Consider the following 15,830-nt stretch of genomic DNA (forward strand, 5'->3'; position numbering starts at 1 on the left):
GCTGTTTGTGTGGCTCTGTTTTTTGTTTCTGCGGGGGGGGGGGGGGGGGGGGGGGGGCGGGGGGGGGGGGGTGGGGGGGGGGGGGGGGGGGTGTGGGTGTCGCGCGGCGGGGGCGGGCGGCGCCCCCCCGCCCCCCCCGCCCCTCTCGTGCGTCTTCAGGCTCTACTCGGTCAGGCTGCCGTCCACCGCGTCGGCCGCCTCGACCTCCTCCCGGGTGATGCCCAGCAGGTACAGCACGGTGTCCAGGAACGGCACGTTGACGGCGGTGTCGGCGGCCTCGCGCACCACCGGCTTGGCGTTGAACGCCACGCCCAGCCCGGCCGCGTTCAGCATGTCCAGGTCGTTGGCGCCGTCGCCGATCGCCACCGTCTGCGACAGCGGCACCTTCGCCTGCTCGGCGAACCGGGCCAGCCAGCGGGCCTTGCCCGCGCGGTCCACGATCTCGCCGACCACCCGGCCGGTGAACTTTCCGTCCACCACCTCCAGGGTGTTGGCGGCCGCGAAGTCCAGCCCCAGCTCCTCGACCAGGTGGTCGGTGACCTGGGTGAACCCGCCCGACACCACCGCGACCTGGTAGCCCAGCCGCTGGAGCGTGCGGATCAGGGTGCGCGCCCCCGGCGTGAAACGGACCTCCGCGCGCACCTTCTCGGTCACCGAGGCGTCCAGCCCGGCCAGCAGCGCGACCCGGGCCCGCAGCGACTCGGCGAAGTCCAGCTCGCCGCGCATCGCCTGCGCCGTCACCTCGGCGACCTCCTCCTCGCAGCCCGCGTGGGCCGCGAACAGCTCGATCACCTCGTCCTGGATGAGCGTGGAGTCGACGTCCATCACCACCAGGCGCTTGGCCCGGCGCTCCAGCCCGGCCGCGACCACCGCGACGTCCACCCGCTGGGTGGCCGCCTCCTGGGCCAGTTCGGCCCGCAGCTCGTCGGTGGCCACACCGGACACGGCCAGTTCGACCGCCGTCACCGGGTACTTGGCGAGCCGGAACACACGGTCGATGTTGCCGCCCGCCGCGGTGATCCGGGAGGTGAGCGCGGAGACGGCGGCGGAGGTCAGCGGATTGCCGAGCACGGTGACGTGCGAACGGCCCTCGCGGCGCGGCCGGTTGTCGCCGATGCCGGAGAGGATCTCGGCCTGGAGCTTCTGCTCCTCCGCCCAGCGGTGCACGGTGGCCCGCAGCCCGCCCTCGGCGCCGGGAGCGGTGGGCGGGGTGACCAGTGCGCAGAGCGTGATGCGGCCACGGGTCACGACCTGTTCGATGTCGATCACGTCGACGGCGAAGCCGGCCAGGGTGGCGAAGAGGCCGGCGGTGATGCCGGGGCGGTCCTTGCCGAACACCTTGACGAGCAGGGTGCGCTCGTCCGCGGTCCGGGGCTGGGCGGCGGGGAGGGGCTCAGCGGCCAGGGGCGATGCGTTCATGGTGTCTCCCACGCTACCCGCCGGCCGGCGGGCCCAGAGCACCCGTCCCACGTCGCGGACGGGTGCCGGGTAGCAGCCTGGTCACAGTCACCCGGGGTGACTTTTATCGGCGGTCAGCAGGCTGGAATGATTCCCCCCGTCAGTTTCGGAAACATCGCACCCCTGGTCGGGGGCACAATTCGGGGGAACCGAGAGAGCGGGGCAGGCGCGCAGTGCCGCAACTCGTCATCGATATCAACGGACAGCAGCGGATTCTGGAGCCCGGGCGGTCCTACACCATCGGGCGCAACCCGCAGTCGGACTTCACGTTCGACGACGCCAGGGTCTCCTGGAACCACGGGACCATCACCTTCAACGGCAGCGGCTGGCAGCTGGACGACCACGGCAGCACCAACGGCACCTACACGGCCGGTGCCCGGACGATGCAGGCCCAGCTGTTCCCCGGCGCCGTCGTCAACCTCGGCAACCCGGAGAACGGACCCCGGCTCGGCTTCTCCGCGCCCGCCCACGCCGCCCCGCAGGCCGCCGCCCCGCAGGCTCCCGCCTGGCACGAGGCCGCCACCAGCCGCAGCGCCGCGCCGACGCCCCAGCCGCCGGCCCCGCAACAGGGGTGGTCGCCGCAGGCCCCCTACCCGCCGCAGCCCGAGCAGGCCTGGGCGGGCCGGCCCCAGCCGCCGTTCCCGCAGCAGCAGCAGCAGCAGCACCCGCACCCGCCCCAACCCCAGCCCCAGCACCAGCAGGGCGGCTTCCCGCAGCAGCAGGCCTTCCCGCCCGCCCCGCAGGACGGCGACGGCCCGCAGCCGACGATCATCCGCAACCTGACCGCCGCCATGCGCACCGTCCGGATCGGCCGCGCGCTCGACAACGACGTCGTGGTCTCCGACCTCCAGGTCTCCCGCCACCACGCCGAGCTGCGCCAGCTCCAGGACGGCCGCTACGAGATCGTCGACCTCGGCAGCCACAACGGGATCTTCCTCAACGGCCAGCGGGTGCAGCGCCAGCTGATGGGCCCGCAGGACCGGCTGACCGTCGGCCACTCCAGCTTCGTCCTGGTCGGCGACCAGCTGCAGGAGTTCGTCGACACCGGCGCGGTCTCCTTCTCCGCCCGCCACCTGACCGTCGAGGTCGAGCACAAGGGCGCCAAGAAGATCCTGCTCGACGACGTCAGCTTCGGCGTCCCGGAGAAGTCCCTGGTCGCCGTCATCGGCCCGTCCGGATCCGGCAAGTCGACCCTGCTGCGCGCCCTCACCGGCTACCGCCCGGCCGACCGCGGCGAGGTCCTGTACGACGGCCGAAACCTCTACAAGCAGTTCGCCGAACTCCGCTCGCGCATCGGCCTGGTGCCGCAGTCCGAGATCCTGCACAAGGAACTCACCGTCCGCACCGGCCTCAAGTACGCGGCCCGGCTGCGCTTCCCCGGCGACACCGAGGCGCGCGAGCGCGCGGCCCGGATCGACGAGGTGCTGTACGAGCTGCGCCTGGACAAGCGCGCCGACAACAAGATCACCGCGCTCTCCGGCGGCCAGCAGAAGCGCGTCTCGGTCGCCCTGGAACTGCTCACCAAGCCGTCGTTGATCTTCCTGGACGAGCCCACCTCGGGCCTCGACCCGGGCATGGACCGCGAGGTCATGCAGATGCTGCGCGGTCTCGCCGACGACGGCCGCACCATCCTGGTCGTCACCCACTCGGTGGCCGAACTCGCGCTCTGCGACCGCCTGCTGGTGATGGCGCCGGGCGGCGCGGTGGCCTACTTCGGCCCGCCGGACGAGGCGCTGCACTTCTTCGGGTACGAGACCTGGGCGGACGTCTTCCAGGCCTTCGAGAACTACCCGGACCACGACTGGGCCGGCCGCTACCGCGGCTCGGTGCACTACCAGCAGTACTCCGCCCCCGACGTGGAGTCGGGCGAGGTGCAGCACGCCCAGGTCGCCCAGGAGGCCGTCCGGCCGCCGAAGCCGCAGAGCTGGGGCTCCCAGCTGTGGACGCTGATGCGCCGCTACATGTCGGTCCTCGCCTCGGACCGCGGCTTCCTGGCGCTGTCGGTGCTGCTGCCCGCCGTCATCGGCGCGGTCAGCGTGCTGGTCCCCAACGGGGCTGGCCTCGCGCCCAATCCGAACACGCAGCTCCACCTCAACAGCGGGGCCGCGACGATCATCATGATCCTGGCGATCGGAGCCTGCTTCTCCGGAGCGGCCAACTCGGTCCGCGAACTGATCAAGGAACGGGCCATCTACGAACGGGAACGGGCCACCGGGCTCTCCCGATCGGCGTACATGATGTCCAAGATCATCGTGCTGGGCTTCTTCAGCGTGATCCAGGGCGCCATCGTCGCCGCGGTCGGCTTCCTGCCGCGCAAGCTCCCCGAGCACGGCCTGATCGTCAAGGACCTGCCGATCATCGAGATGACCATCGGCATGATCCTGCTCAGCTTCACCGCGATGATGTTCGGCCTGATGATCTCGGCCCTGGTCAAGACCGCCGAGAAGACCATGCCGCTGCTGGTCATGTTCGCCATCATCCAGGTCGTCTTCACCGGCTGCCTGTTCCAGCTCTTCGGCAAGCCCGGCCTGGAGCAGGCCGCCTGGCTGATGCCGGCCCGCTGGGGCACCGGCATCGTGGCCACCACACTGGACCTGTCCAAGCTCATGGGCCCCTGGAACAAGGACTTCGAGAACCCCCAGTACGACCCGCTGTGGACGGCCAGCGTCGCCCAGTGGGCGATCGACGCGGGCGCGCTGATCGCGATCTCGATCGTCATCGGCGTCATCGTCACCCGGCTCCAGCGCCGCCACGAGCCCGAGGTCATGCAGAAGGGCTGACCCCCTTCGCCCCCGCCTTCGTCCCGCCCGCCGAGGGGCGGCTCTCCCGTCACCGGAGAGCCGCCCCTCGGCCGTTGCGCGGGCCCCGGGACCTAGGTCCCCGGACCTGCGCCCACCCCGGCCGCGGACCGACGCGGCGGCGCCCGCGGCGGCGGTAGTTTGGCGGTATGCCCAGCACGCCCAGCGACCACCGGAGCCCGGCCGGTCCGCACCTCGACCTGCGCGGCCCGGCCCGCCCCATGCCCGGCTGCGACCCCTGCCTGGCCGGCATCGAGGCGGTCAGCCAGGCGCTGCTCGCGATGAGCCGGCACCTGGAGGTCCGCGAGGTGCTGCGCCGCATCACCGCCTCCGCCCGCGACCTGCTCGGCGCCGAGTACGCGGCCCTGGGCGTGCCCGACGACCACGGCGGCTTCGCCCAGTTCGTCGTCGACGGCGTCACCGACGAGCAGTGGCGGGCGATCGGCCCGCTGCCCCGCCAGCACGGCGTCCTCGCCAAGATGCTGCACGAGACCGGCCCCACCCGGCTCGCCGACGTCCGCAGGGCCCCGGCCTTCGGCGGCTGGCCGGCCGCCCACCCCGAGATGGACGCCTTCCTCGGCATGCCCATCCTGGACGCCGAGGCCGCCGAGGACGAACCGCAGGTCATCGGCGTCATCTTCCTCGCCAACAAGCGCGGCGGCGGCCTGTTCACCGACCACGACGAGGAACTGCTGCGGATACTCGCAGCGCACGCCGCCCTGGCCCTCTCCAACGCCCGCCTGTACGAGCGCAGCCGCGAACTCACCCTGGCCGGCGAACGCGCCCGCATCGCCCACGACCTGCACGACGCCGTCGCGCAGAAGCTCTTCTCGCTGCGGCTCACCGCCAAGGCCGCCGCCACGCTCGTCGACCGCGATCCGGCCCGGGCCCGCGCCGAACTCGCCGAGGTCGCCCGGCTCGCCGCCGAGGCCGCCGACGAACTGCGCGCCGTCGTCGTCGAACTGCGCCCCGCCGCCCTGGAGGAGGACGGGCTGAGCGCCACCCTCGCCTCCCAGGTGCAGGTCCTCGACCGGGCCCACACCGCGGACGTCGCCTTCGCCGCCGACGGCGTCCGCGCCCTGCCGCCCGCGCAGGAGGCCGCGCTGCTGCGGGTCGCCCAGGAGGCGCTGCACAACGCGCTGCGCCACTCCGGAGCCGGCCGCGTCACCGTCACCCTCGCAGGCACGCCCCCGCGCGGCGCCGTGCTGCGGGTGCGCGACGACGGGCACGGCTTCGACCCCGAGTCCGTCCGCCGGGCCGGGCGCCACCTCGGCCTGGCCTCGATGCGCGACCGCGCGGCCGCCGTCGGCGGCACGCTCACCCTGGAGTCCGCCCCCGGCCGGGGGACGCTCGTCGAGATGGAGGTCCCCGGTGCCTGACAACCCGCCTCACGGCACGCCGTCGATCCGCGTCCTGCTGGTCGACGACCACCAGGTGGTCCGCCGCGGGCTGCGCACGTTCCTGGAGGTCCAGGACGACATCGAGGTGGTCGGGGAGGCCGCCGACGGGGCCGAGGGCGTCGAGCGCGCCCGCGAACTCGACCCCGACGTCGTCCTGATGGACCTCAAGATGCCCGGCGTCGACGGCATCGAGGCGCTGCGCACGCTCAAGGGCGAGGGCAGCCGGGCCCGGATCCTGATCGTCACCAGCTTCACCGAGCACCGCACGATGGTCCCCGCGCTGCGGGCCGGCGCCGCCGGGTACGTCTACAAGGACGTCGACCCGGAGGCGCTGGCCGGCGCGATCCGCTCGGTGCACGCCGGCCACGTCCTGCTCCAGCCCGAACTGGCCGAGGCGCTGCTCGCCGACGACGGCCCCCGCGCCCCGCAGGGCCGCGGCGGCACCCTCACCGAACGCGAGCGCGAGGTCCTCGGCCACATCGCCGACGGCCGCTCCAACCGGGAGATCGCCCGCAGCCTGCACCTGTCGGAGAAGACGGTGAAGACCCACGTCTCCAACATCCTGATGAAGCTGGACCTGGCGGACCGCACCCAGGCGGCCCTGTGGGCCGTCCGCAACGGCGAGGCGAGGGCCGGCGGCCCGTCCTAGCGGGCCGCGGGCGCGCGGCTGCCCGGCTGCTCAGCTGTCCGGCTGCTGAGCGGCTCTCGTGCTCAGCTGAGCGGTCCTCGTGCTCAGCGGTCCTCGCGCTCGTCGACCAGCGCGTTGTACGCCGCCACCTGCGCCCGCCGGGCGGTGCGCCGCAGCGGCGCCAGCACCGCCTGCCGCGCCGCCATCTCGGAGGCGCTGACCGCCGCGCCGTGCCCGCCCGCGGCGATCGCCAGCAGCGCCGACACCTGCCGGGCCGACTCCAGCACCCGCACCGCGCGCGGCGGGTACCCGGGCGCCAGCAGTTCGGCGTGCCCGCGCCGGCGGTACGCCTCCAGCGCCCGCAGCGCCTCCGGCCCGGCGCCCGCCACGTCCAGCCGGGTCAGCAGGAGCGTCGCCTCGCGCAGCCCGTCGGCCAGCTCCCGTTCGGCCTCGTGCAGCGAGGGGACGTCGGCCGGCGGTGTGTCGTTGGTCTCAAGGCAGCGCCACAGCACCGTCGCCGAACGGTCCCCGGCCGGGCCGAACACCTCCACCTCCGGCACCAGTCCGAGCGGTACTCCCACCGCCAGCACCGCCTCGCCGACGCCCATCGCCCGCTCGTTGAACGGCGCCGGACCGGTCAGCCCCAGCGGGTGCCCGGCGGACGGCAGAGCCAGCCGCAGGCCCTTCACCCCGAGCACCCGGAGCCGCCCCAGCGCCCAGGTGAGGCCGTGCCGTTCGTCCGGTCCGTCTCCGGGCAGCCCGGTCACCCGGTGGCTCTCGTCGTCGCCCAGCACGGCCGCGGCGGCGTTGTCCGGCGGCACCAGACCGGCCAGCAGGGCGTTGCCCCACGCGGTCAGCCGCCCCGAACGGGGTTCTTCGTACGGATTGTCGGGAGGAGTCGCGAGCATCCGGCCAGCCTACGGAATCGGCGGTCATCCGCGTGGCGTAGGTTTGCCCATGCGTGTGCGGCGCACCCACCCCGTGCCCACCGGCTGCCGGAGTAGGCTCGCCGCCCGCACCGACGGCCGAAATTCTTGTATTGGGGAAGGCGTAGGCATGAGCGACGTGCTGGAGCTGGTGGACGTATCCGTGGTCCGGGAGGGACGCGCGCTGGTCGACCAGGTCTCGTGGTCCATCTCCGAGGGGGAGCGCTGGGTCATCCTGGGCCCCAACGGCGCCGGGAAGACCACCCTGCTGCAGATCGCCGCCACCTACCTGTTCCCGACCGCGGGCAAGGTGTCGGTGCTGGGCGAGAAGCTGGGCGAGGTCGACGTCTTCGAGCTGCGCTCCCGGATCGGCCTGGCCGGCGCCGCCATGTTCGACAAGCTGCCGGCCGAGCAGACGGTGCTGCAGACCGTGCTGACCGCCGCCTACGGCATGACGGTCAGCTGGCAGGAGACCTACGAGCAGTTCGACGAGTCCCGGGCGCTCGCTCTGCTCGACCGGATGGGCATGTCCAACCTCACCGGCCGCAAGTTCGGCACCCTCTCCGAGGGCGAGCGCAAGCGCACCCTGATCGCCCGCGCCCTGATGACCGACCCCGAGCTGCTGCTGCTCGACGAGCCCGCGGCCGGCCTGGACCTCGGCGGCCGCGAGGACCTCGTCCGCCGGCTCGGCGCGCTCGCCCAGGACGAGTTCGCCCCGGCCATGGCGATGGTCACCCACCACGTCGAGGAGATCGCGCCGGGCTTCACCCACGTCCTGATGATCCGCCAGGGCAAGGTGCTCACCGCCGGTCCGATCGACACCGAGCTGACCGCCCGCAACCTCTCCAAGTGCTTCGGCCTGCCGCTCACCCTGGAGCGCCACGGGGACCGCTGGTCCGCGCAGGGCCTGCCGCTGGGCTGAGCCCCCGTCCGCGCCTCGCACGCACCTCGCACGCTCCGATGTCGTCGGGTTTCCGGGGACCGGTCGCACGCGCGACCGGTTTCCGCCCCTCGACCTGCGGGAACTGTCCGCCTCGAAGGCCCTTCGCTCCCTAGGATGGACACGTGGACAGCTGGATCTGGTGGCTCCTGGCCGCCGTCGGGCTCGGCATACCGCTGGTGCTGACCGCGATGCCGGAGTTCGCCATGTTCGCGGTCGGTGCGCTGGTGGCCGCCGGCGTGGCCGGGCTGGGCGGAGACGCGGTCTGGCAGACCCTGGTCTTCATCACGGTCTCGGTCTCGCTGCTGGTCTTCGTCCGCCCGATCGCCTACCGGCAACTGCGGCAGGGCCCGCACATCAAGATGGGCATCGAGGCGCTCCAGGGCGCCACCGCGGTCGTCGCGGAAACCGTCGACGGGGAGGGCGGACGGATCAAGCTGAACGGCGAGATCTGGTCGGCCCGCGCGCTCCACCCCGACAGCGTGTACCAACCGGGGCAGCAGGTCGACGTCGTCGAAATCCAGGGCGCGACCGCCCTGGTCATCTAGGGGAGAGTCCGTGGAACCCGTCCTTATCGTTTTGGTCGTCCTGGTCGTGGTGGCCTTCATCGCGCTGATCAAGACGATCCAGGTCATCCCGCAGGCCAGCGCCGCGATCGTGGAGCGCTTCGGCCGCTACACCCGGACGCTCAACGCAGGCCTGAACATCGTCGTCCCGTTCATCGACCGGGTCCGCAACCGGATCGACCTGCGCGAGCAGGTCGTGCCGTTCCCGCCGCAGCCGGTGATCACCCAGGACAACCTGGTGGTCAACATCGACACGGTGATCTACTACCAGGTCACCGACCCGCGCGCGGCCACCTACGAGGTCGCCAGCTACATCCAGGCCATCGAGCAGCTGACCGTCACCACGCTGCGCAACATCATCGGCTCGATGGACCTCGAATCCACCCTGACCTCGCGCGAGGTCATCAACGCCGGTCTGCGCGGCGTCCTGGACGAGGCCACCGGCAAGTGGGGCATCCGGGTCAACCGCGTCGAGCTGAAGGCGATCGAGCCGCCCACCTCCATCCAGGACTCGATGGAGAAGCAGATGCGCGCCGACCGTGACAAGCGCGCCGCGATCCTCACCGCCGAGGGCCAGCGGCAGGCCCAGATCCTCAAGGCCGAGGGTGAGAAGCAGGCCGACGTGCTCCGGGCCGAGGGTGAGGCGCAGGCCGCGGTGCTGCGCGCCGACGGTGAGGCGGCCGCGATCCGGACGGTCTTCGAGGCCATCCACGACGGCGACGCCGACCAGAAGCTGCTCGCCTACCAGTACCTGCAGACCCTGCCCGAGCTGGCCAAGGGCGACTCCAACAAGCTCTGGATCATCCCCAGCGAGGTCGGCGACGCCCTCAAGGGCCTCGGCGGCGCCTTCGGCGGGCTGACCGGCAACCCCGGCGTCAACGGCGGCGCGGTCGCCGCCCCGAGCGTCCCGCAGGCGGCCCCCGCGGCCACCCAGGTGCCGCTCGACCCGGCGGCCGGCCCGCGCCCGGTGGACACCGAGAAGGGTGCCGCCCGCCCCCGGGTGGACCCGGCCCGCGAGTACCGCAAGATCGACCCGGAGTGACCGGCTGAACCGTCCGGCCAGGGGGCCCGCCACCGCTCGGTGGCGGGCCCCCGGCGTGTGGCGGTCGTGGTGCGTGGCGGTCGTGGTGCGTGGCGGTCGCGGCGCGTGTCCCGAATCGTGGGCGGCTCTGGTCCGACCGGCGGGCCGTCCGGCATGATCCCCCCGGACAGGACCGAGAGGAGAGGTGACCCATGACGCTCTGGGAGGGCATCGCCGTCCTGGTGGCGGGCGTCGGCGCCGGGATGATCAACGTGATCGTCGGCTCCGGCACGCTGATCACGTTCCCGGTGCTGCTCGCCATCGGGATTCCACCGGTCACCGCCAACGTCTCCAACACCTTCGGCCTGGTGCCCGGTTCGCTCAGCGGCGTGATCGGCTACCGCCGCGAGCTGGCCGGCCAGGGCCACCGGCTGCTGCGCCTGGGCACCGCCTCGCTGCTCGGCGGGCTGGTCGGCGCGCTGCTGCTGATCAGACTGCCGAAAGGCGCCTTCGACGCGATCGTCCCGGTACTGATCCTGCTCGCCCTCGTCCTGGTGGTGATCCAGCCCAAGGTCGCCAAGGCGGTCGCCGCCCGCCGCCGCCCCGACGGGGACCCGGACGGCGGCCTGCTGCTGTTCGTCGGCGTCTTCCTCACCGGCATCTACGGCGGCTACTTCGGCGCCGCGCAGGGCGTCCTGCTGCTGGCGCTGATGGGCATCCTGCTCCAGGAGGACCTGCAGCGGATCAACGCCGTGAAGAACGCGCTGGCGATGGTCGTCAACGGCGTCGCCGCGCTGTTCTTCCTGTTCACCGCCACTGTCAACTGGGCGGCCGCAGGCCTGATCGCGGCGGGCTCGCTGGTCGGCGGCCTGCTCGGCGCCAAGGTCGGCCGCCGCCTGCCGCCGGCCGCGCTGCGCGGGATCATCGTGGTGGTCGGCCTCGCCGCGGTCACCAAACTGCTGCTGAGCTGATGAGCTGAGCATCCGTCGGGGGGGCGTCTGCCGGGGGCTGCCGCCTGCCAGGGGCTGCCGCCAGTCGGGGGCTGTCCGTCAGCGGCTGTGTCGTCCGGTGCGGAGGGCCCCGGCTCGGTATGTTCCTCGCAATGCACGCCTGACCGGACGACGAGACGACGAACGGAAGAGCTTCGATGAGCAGCAGGGCACGGCTGAGCGAGGACGAGATCACGGCGGCCCTGGCCGCACTGCCGCGGTGGACCAGGGAGGGCGACAGCATCGTCCGCGCGGCCGACGCCCCCGACTTCCCGGCGGCGATCCGGGTGGTCGTCGCCGTCGCCGAACAGGCCGAGGCGCTCGACCACCACCCCGACGTCGACATCCGCTGGCGCACCCTGCGCTTCGTCCTCTCCACCCACAGCGCGGGCGGGCTGACCGGCCTGGACTTCACCCTGGCCGCCCGCATCGACGAGGCGTTGAACGCGGAGTCCGCGGGCTGACCTCCCCGACCCCCCGAGGCCGGGGCGGCGCGCTCGAACGGGCGTGAGATGCTGACTGCCGCATCGGCAGGCGGCTCGGGAGGGACGGGAACGGATGGCGCAGGAGCCCTTCGGAGACGCCCAGCAGCAGCCGTGGTACCCGCAGGGCCAGCAGGCCTGGCCGGGCGGCGGGCACCAGGAGCCGCAGCCGCGGGACCACCCGCAGCAGGAGTACTGGCAGACGACGGCGGGCTACGGCCAGGGCGGGTACGGGCAGGGCGGGTACGGGCAGGGCCTGCCGTACCCGCAGCAGGACGGGCAGGGCTCGCCGTACGGACAGGACCCTCAGTACGCGCAGACCGGCTACGCCCAGACCGGGTACGTCGAGGGCGGCTACGTCCAGGGTGGTTACGCCGAGGGGCACTACCAGCAGTACCAGCCGTACCCGGACCACGGGCAGCAGCAGTACGCGCCGTACGCCGTCCCGGAGCAGCCTGCGGGGGAGGGGCTGTACGTCCCGGCGGGGGCGGAGTACTCGGCCGACGGGTACGTGCACATCGAGGATGCCGAGCCCGCTCCGGTGGAGCCGTCCACGGAGCCGGAACCCGAGCCGGACACGACGCCCGAGGCCGCGCCCGTCGCGCCGTCGCGGGCTGCCGCCCGTCGGGGCAGGTCCCCGAAGACGGGCTCCCCGAAGACGGGCTCCTCGACGGCGGGCTCTTCGCTCTCGGCCAGGGCCCGTGCCGCCGCCGGGGCGGTACTCACCGGCGAGCACGTGCCCAACCGGCGGACCCTGCTGGTGCGCACCGGCGCCGGGGTGGCCGCGCTGGGCGTGCTGGTCGCGGCCGGCCTGATGGTCGGGGCCGAGGGCGGCGGCAACGCGGCCGCCAGCAGCGGCGGGGAGCCCGGTTTCGCCGTCGCGCACACCAAGGTGTGGTCCGCCCAGCCCGCCGCGTCCGGGTCGTCGGGTGACGACACGCTGGTCGGCAGCTGGCTGCTGGCCGATGCGGTGGTCCGTGCCGACGCCGCCGGCGTGCGGGCCTACGACCTCGCGGCCGGCAAGCCCGTCTGGTCGGTCGAGCCACCGGCCGCCGGGGCCGTCCCGTGCGGGCTGTCGGCGGGGGTCAACCAGGCGGGGCTGGGCGCGGTGCTGTTCCGGGCCCAGGCCGACCCGAAGAGCCCGTGCACGCTGGTCGCCGCCGTGGACACCAAGACCGGCAAGACCGCGTGGACGAAGACCGTCTCGGACGCCAAGGGCGCGTACGGCGCGCGGATCGGCGTCACCGAGGACAAGGTGATCGCGGTCGGCGACGACCGGGCGATCGCCTGGGAGTCCGCGGACGGCAAGGACGTCTGGCAGTACACCGGGCAGGGGAAGTTCTGCACCCTGTCCGGCGGCGTGACCGACAAGACCGTGCTGGTCGCCTCCTCCTGCGCCGACTCGACCCCCGCCGACCAGGCCGTCGCACTGAACACGGCGGACGGCAAGGTCAGTTGGTGGCGCGGCCTGAACAACCGGCCGAAGACGGTGACCGTGCTGTCCGCCGAGCCGTCCGTCGTCCTCACCACGGGCGAGAAGCCGGAGGACGACCGGGTGTTCTCCTGGGGCGCGGGCGGTGACCCGGCCGCCGAGATCCCGGTGGTCGGCGACGGCGGCCGGCTGGACGTCGGCCACGGCACGTTCTCGGCCACGCCCGAGGTGTTCTTCCAGAACCGCACGATGGTCACCACGCTCGTCCCGGCGAACGGCGGCGGACCGGTCGCGGCGGTCGGCTACGACCTCGACACCGGCAAGCAGCGCTGGAAGGCGCCGACCGCCGCCAAGGGCACCGTCCGGGCGGTCGGCGTCGACGGCGGCGCGCTGGTGCTCGCCGCCGACGAACGCCGCGACCAGCCCGCCCGCCTCAGCCGGTTCCCGCTGGCCGGCGGCCAGGAGGCGACCGGAGGCAACTTCCCGCAGGGCACCGGTTCGCTGCTGGTCTCCGGGCGGGTGCTGATCGGCGGCGGGCGGGTGGTCGTGATGCCCGAGCACTCGGCCAACTACGGCACGGCGGCGGGCTACCAGGCGAAGGGTTAGCCCGGGCCGCGCGGGCCGCAGCTCGCGGCGGCGCTCACGCGGCCGGGACGGCTGTCGGAGCGGGCTGGCCCGGCACGGCCGGCAGCCAGTCGGCCAGCTCCCGGGCCTCCGAGCCGCGCAGGCCGAGCGCCAGCATGAGGGTGGCCTGCGGGGTCGGCACGAACGGCCGACGCAGCAGCCTCATCCCGGCCTGTTCGGGTGTCCGGTCCGCCTTGCGCTGGTTGTCCTCCGGGCACGCGGCCACGGTGTTCAACCAGCTGTCCTCCCCGCCGCGCGACCTGGGCTGCAGGTGGTCCACCGTGGTGGCCCGCCGCCCGCAGTACGCGCACAGGTGCTGGTCCCGGGCCAGGACACCCCGCCTCGACCACGGCGCCTGTTGTCGGAACGGCACTCTCACGTAGCGCTGCAGCCTGATCACCCGCGGCACCGGGATGCTGACGCCCGTCCCCCGGACCGTGCGCAGCGGATGCGCCTGCTCCACCACCGCCTTGTCCTGGAGCACCAGGACGACGGCGCGCTGGAGCGACACCGTCGTCAGGGGCTCGTAGCTCGCGTTCAGAACCAGCGTGTTGCGCACTCGGCACACCCTTCCCTCGGGCGTGCCACGGCGGCACGACCGTCTCCACACACGTCACTGCCGCCGCACGGCGGTGACACCACTCTGAACGGGCCCACAGCCGACGAACAACGGAATTTCCGGTATCGGGCAGGCGCCGGAGCGGCCGGGAGACGGGCGCCGGAGCGGCCGGGGGAGGAGTGCGGCACGACGCTCGGGGAAAACCCGCTGGCCCCGACCGCGTAGGCTCTACCACGCTGGAGTCGTACCGACCCGGGGTCCGAGAGAACGGGCCGCCACCGGGCGGGCGCCCGATCGAAGGAGAAGCGTGACCGTGACGGACATCGTCGACGAGCTGCGGTGGCGGGGGCTGATCGCCCTGTCCACCGACGAGGACGCACTGCGCAAGGCGTTCGCGGACGGCCCGGTCACGTTCTATTGCGGCTTCGACCCGACGGCCCCCAGCCTGCACCTCGGCAACCTCGTGCAGATCCTCACCATGCGCCGCATCCAGCAGGCGGGAAACCTCCCGCTCGGCCTGGTCGGCGGCGCCACGGGCCTCATCGGTGACCCGAAGCCCACCGCCGAGCGTGTCCTCAACGACCCCGAGACGGTGGCCGGCTGGGTCGAGCGGCTGCGGGGCCAGATCTCGCGCTTCCTCGATTTCGAGGGCCCCTACGCGGCGCGCATGGTCAACAACCTGGACTGGACGTCCGGGATGTCGGCCATCAGCCTGCTGCGCGACGTGGGCAAGTACTTCCGCGTCAACAACATGATTGCCAAGGAGGCCGTCGCCCGACGGCTCAACTCCGACGCGGGCATCAGCTACACCGAGTTCAGCTACCAGATCCTGCAAGGCATGGACTACCTGGAGCTGAACCGCCGCTACGGCTGCACCCTGCAGACCGGTGGCAGCGACCAGTGGGGCAACCTGACCGCCGGCACGGACCTGATCCGCAAGGCCGACGCCAAGTCCGTGCACGCGCTGGCCACGCCGCTGATCGTCAAGGCCGACGGCACCAAGTTCGGCAAGACCGAGTCCGGCACGGTCTGGCTCGACCCCGAGCTGACCACCCCGTACGCCTTCTACCAGTTCTGGCTGAACGCGGACGACCGGGACGTCCCCAACTTCCTGCGGATCTTCAGCTTCCGCTCGAAGGAGGAGATCGAGGAGCTGGAGCGCGAGACCACCGAGCGCCCCGCCGCCCGCCTCGCCCAGCGAGCCCTCGCCGAGGAGCTCACCACCCTCGTCCACGGCGCCGAGCAGTACGAGCGCGCGGTCGCCGCGTCCAAGGCGCTGTTCGGCCAGGGCGACCTCGCCGACCTGGAGGCGCCGACCCTGGCCGCCGCCCTGGCCGAGGTCCCGAAGGCCGAGGTGGCCGAACTCCATTCGGTGGTCGACCTGTTGGTCGCCGTCGGCCTGGCGCCGAGCCGTTCGGCTGCCCGCCGCACGGTCAAGGAGGGCGGCGCCTACCTCAACAACGTCAAGGTGACGGACGAGGAAGCGGTGCCGGCCGAGGCCGATCTGCTGCACGGTCGCTGGCTCGTGCTGCGCCGTGGCAAGCGCAACCTGGCGGCGGCGGAGCTGGTTCCGGCTACGGCGTGACCGAAACACGACGCCGCTGAGCTGCGGCTTCGACATACGAGGGCGGGATCCAGCCGGATCCCGCCTTCGGTGTTTGACGATGTCGTCCGGGTGGCCTAGTGTTGAACGAGTCGCTGATGCGGCCACCCCACTCTGCAGGACCCACCCCCACCTCGACACCCATTCACATGGGTTTGTTGGCGTTCCCGTCAACCGTGGTGAGTGTGAATTTCGGGCAACAACCGAAATGCGCTAATGTGGAGGCCGTCGCGGAAAGCGGCCCGACCAGTTCGGGAAATCGGATGAATGAAACTCCGGAAAACGGAGCGGAAAACATCTGGTAAGCTGGAAACACGAAAGAACGAAGCGCCCGGAGGGCCCGCTGGAAGGCGGTCCGAAGGAAGTGTCCGTTCCTTGAGAACTCAACAGCGTGCCAAAAGTCA

14 protein-coding genes are annotated in these 15,830 nt (G+C 72.6%); 10 read left to right on the top strand and 4 right to left on the bottom strand.

The features are described from left to right. Positions 1 to 162 precede the first annotated feature (162 nt). Positions 163 to 1,419: a phosphoserine phosphatase SerB gene (gene serB / locus ACFVTF_RS32815; protein WP_371519521.1), complete on the bottom strand. Its 1,257-nt coding sequence runs from the start codon at positions 1,417 to 1,419 to the stop codon at positions 163 to 165. Between the two features lie 212 nt (positions 1,420 to 1,631). Between serB and ACFVTF_RS32820 the strand changes: the two genes are divergently transcribed. The 3 genes from ACFVTF_RS32820 (at position 1,632) to ACFVTF_RS32830 (ending at position 6,305) form a co-directional block, all read left to right on the top strand. Beyond that, positions 1,632 to 4,238, top strand: coding sequence for an FHA domain-containing protein (locus tag ACFVTF_RS32820; protein WP_387817765.1), 2,607 nt, complete (start codon positions 1,632 to 1,634; stop codon positions 4,236 to 4,238). Between the two features lie 239 nt (positions 4,239 to 4,477). Continuing rightward, positions 4,478 to 5,635, top strand: a complete 1,158-nt coding sequence (locus tag ACFVTF_RS32825) for a GAF domain-containing sensor histidine kinase (RefSeq protein ID WP_387817771.1) — start codon at positions 4,478 to 4,480, stop codon at positions 5,633 to 5,635. Next, positions 5,628 to 6,305 carry a response regulator gene (locus ACFVTF_RS32830; protein ID WP_371519526.1) on the top strand — a complete coding sequence of 226 codons (678 nt, stop codon included), beginning with the start codon at positions 5,628 to 5,630 and terminating at the stop codon, positions 6,303 to 6,305. Before ACFVTF_RS32825 ends, ACFVTF_RS32830 begins: the two co-directional genes overlap by 8 nt. An 83-nt stretch (positions 6,306 to 6,388) precedes the next feature. On the opposite strand, the gene ACFVTF_RS32835 is transcribed toward ACFVTF_RS32830, so the two are convergent. Beyond that, complete coding sequence (locus ACFVTF_RS32835; RefSeq protein ID WP_387817766.1) at positions 6,389 to 7,192, bottom strand: hypothetical protein; 804 nt, start codon at positions 7,190 to 7,192, stop codon at positions 6,389 to 6,391. Between the two features lie 148 nt (positions 7,193 to 7,340). Between ACFVTF_RS32835 and ACFVTF_RS32840 the strand changes: the two genes are divergently transcribed. The 6 genes from ACFVTF_RS32840 to ACFVTF_RS32865 all read left to right on the top strand — a co-directional run bounded on the left by ACFVTF_RS32840 (position 7,341) and on the right by ACFVTF_RS32865 (position 13,246). Further along, the gene (locus ACFVTF_RS32840) at positions 7,341 to 8,132 is read left to right on the top strand and encodes an ABC transporter ATP-binding protein (protein WP_063349636.1); all 792 of its coding nucleotides are present in this window, start codon (positions 7,341 to 7,343) and stop codon (positions 8,130 to 8,132) included. Between the two features lie 155 nt (positions 8,133 to 8,287). Beyond that, positions 8,288 to 8,698, top strand: a complete 411-nt coding sequence (locus tag ACFVTF_RS32845) for an NfeD family protein (protein ID WP_371522875.1) — start codon at positions 8,288 to 8,290, stop codon at positions 8,696 to 8,698. Between the two features lie 10 nt (positions 8,699 to 8,708). After that, entirely contained in the window at positions 8,709 to 9,758 is a 1,050-nt protein-coding gene (locus tag ACFVTF_RS32850; RefSeq protein ID WP_363589446.1) for an SPFH domain-containing protein, read from the top strand. 191 nt (positions 9,759 to 9,949) lie between these two features. After that, on the top strand, positions 9,950 to 10,708 hold the full coding sequence (locus tag ACFVTF_RS32855; protein ID WP_371519533.1) for a sulfite exporter TauE/SafE family protein: 759 nt from the start codon (positions 9,950 to 9,952) through the stop codon (positions 10,706 to 10,708). Between the two features lie 176 nt (positions 10,709 to 10,884). Then, entirely contained in the window at positions 10,885 to 11,190 is a 306-nt protein-coding gene (locus ACFVTF_RS32860; RefSeq protein WP_350887574.1) for a 4a-hydroxytetrahydrobiopterin dehydratase, read from the top strand. A gap of 94 nt (positions 11,191 to 11,284) precedes the next feature. Further along, complete coding sequence (locus ACFVTF_RS32865) at positions 11,285 to 13,246, top strand: PQQ-binding-like beta-propeller repeat protein (RefSeq protein WP_387817767.1); 1,962 nt, start codon at positions 11,285 to 11,287, stop codon at positions 13,244 to 13,246. A 34-nt stretch (positions 13,247 to 13,280) separates the two neighbouring features. Here ACFVTF_RS32865 and ACFVTF_RS32870 read toward each other — a convergent pair whose 3' ends face one another. After that, positions 13,281 to 13,823 carry an HNH endonuclease gene (locus tag ACFVTF_RS32870; protein WP_063349641.1) on the bottom strand — a complete coding sequence of 181 codons (543 nt, stop codon included), beginning with the start codon at positions 13,821 to 13,823 and terminating at the stop codon, positions 13,281 to 13,283. A gap of 313 nt (positions 13,824 to 14,136) precedes the next feature. Here ACFVTF_RS32870 and tyrS point away from each other — a divergent pair, with 313 nt between their 5' ends. Beyond that, entirely contained in the window at positions 14,137 to 15,408 is a 1,272-nt protein-coding gene (tyrS, locus tag ACFVTF_RS32875) for a tyrosine--tRNA ligase (protein ID WP_387817772.1), read from the top strand. 163 nt (positions 15,409 to 15,571) lie between these two features. Here tyrS and ACFVTF_RS32880 read toward each other — a convergent pair. Next, on the bottom strand, positions 15,572 to 15,830 hold a 259-nt coding region (locus ACFVTF_RS32880), incomplete at its 5' end, for a hypothetical protein (RefSeq protein WP_387817768.1).

Origin of the sequence: Kitasatospora sp. NPDC057940 (assembly GCF_042887425.1) — a bacterium.
Taxonomy (GTDB): Bacteria; Actinomycetota; Actinomycetes; order Streptomycetales; family Streptomycetaceae; genus Kitasatospora.

Bases quoted from the DNA above. Each gene is read 5' to 3' on its own strand.
- ACFVTF_RS32825 (WP_387817771.1), top strand. From the start codon at position 4,478: ATGCCCGGCTGCGACCCCTGCCTGGCCGGCATCGAGGCGGTCAGCCAG.
- ACFVTF_RS32835 (WP_387817766.1), bottom strand. From the start codon at position 7,192: ATGCTCGCGACTCCTCCCGACAATCCGTACGAAGAACCCCGTTCGGGG.
- ACFVTF_RS32855 (WP_371519533.1), top strand. From the start codon at position 9,950: ATGACGCTCTGGGAGGGCATCGCCGTCCTGGTGGCGGGCGTCGGCGCC.
- ACFVTF_RS32840 (WP_063349636.1), top strand. From the start codon at position 7,341: ATGAGCGACGTGCTGGAGCTGGTGGACGTATCCGTGGTCCGGGAGGGA.
- ACFVTF_RS32865 (WP_387817767.1), top strand. From the start codon at position 11,285: ATGGCGCAGGAGCCCTTCGGAGACGCCCAGCAGCAGCCGTGGTACCCG.
- ACFVTF_RS32860 (WP_350887574.1), top strand. From the start codon at position 10,885: ATGAGCAGCAGGGCACGGCTGAGCGAGGACGAGATCACGGCGGCCCTG.
- serB (WP_371519521.1), bottom strand. From the start codon at position 1,419: ATGAACGCATCGCCCCTGGCCGCTGAGCCCCTCCCCGCCGCCCAGCCC.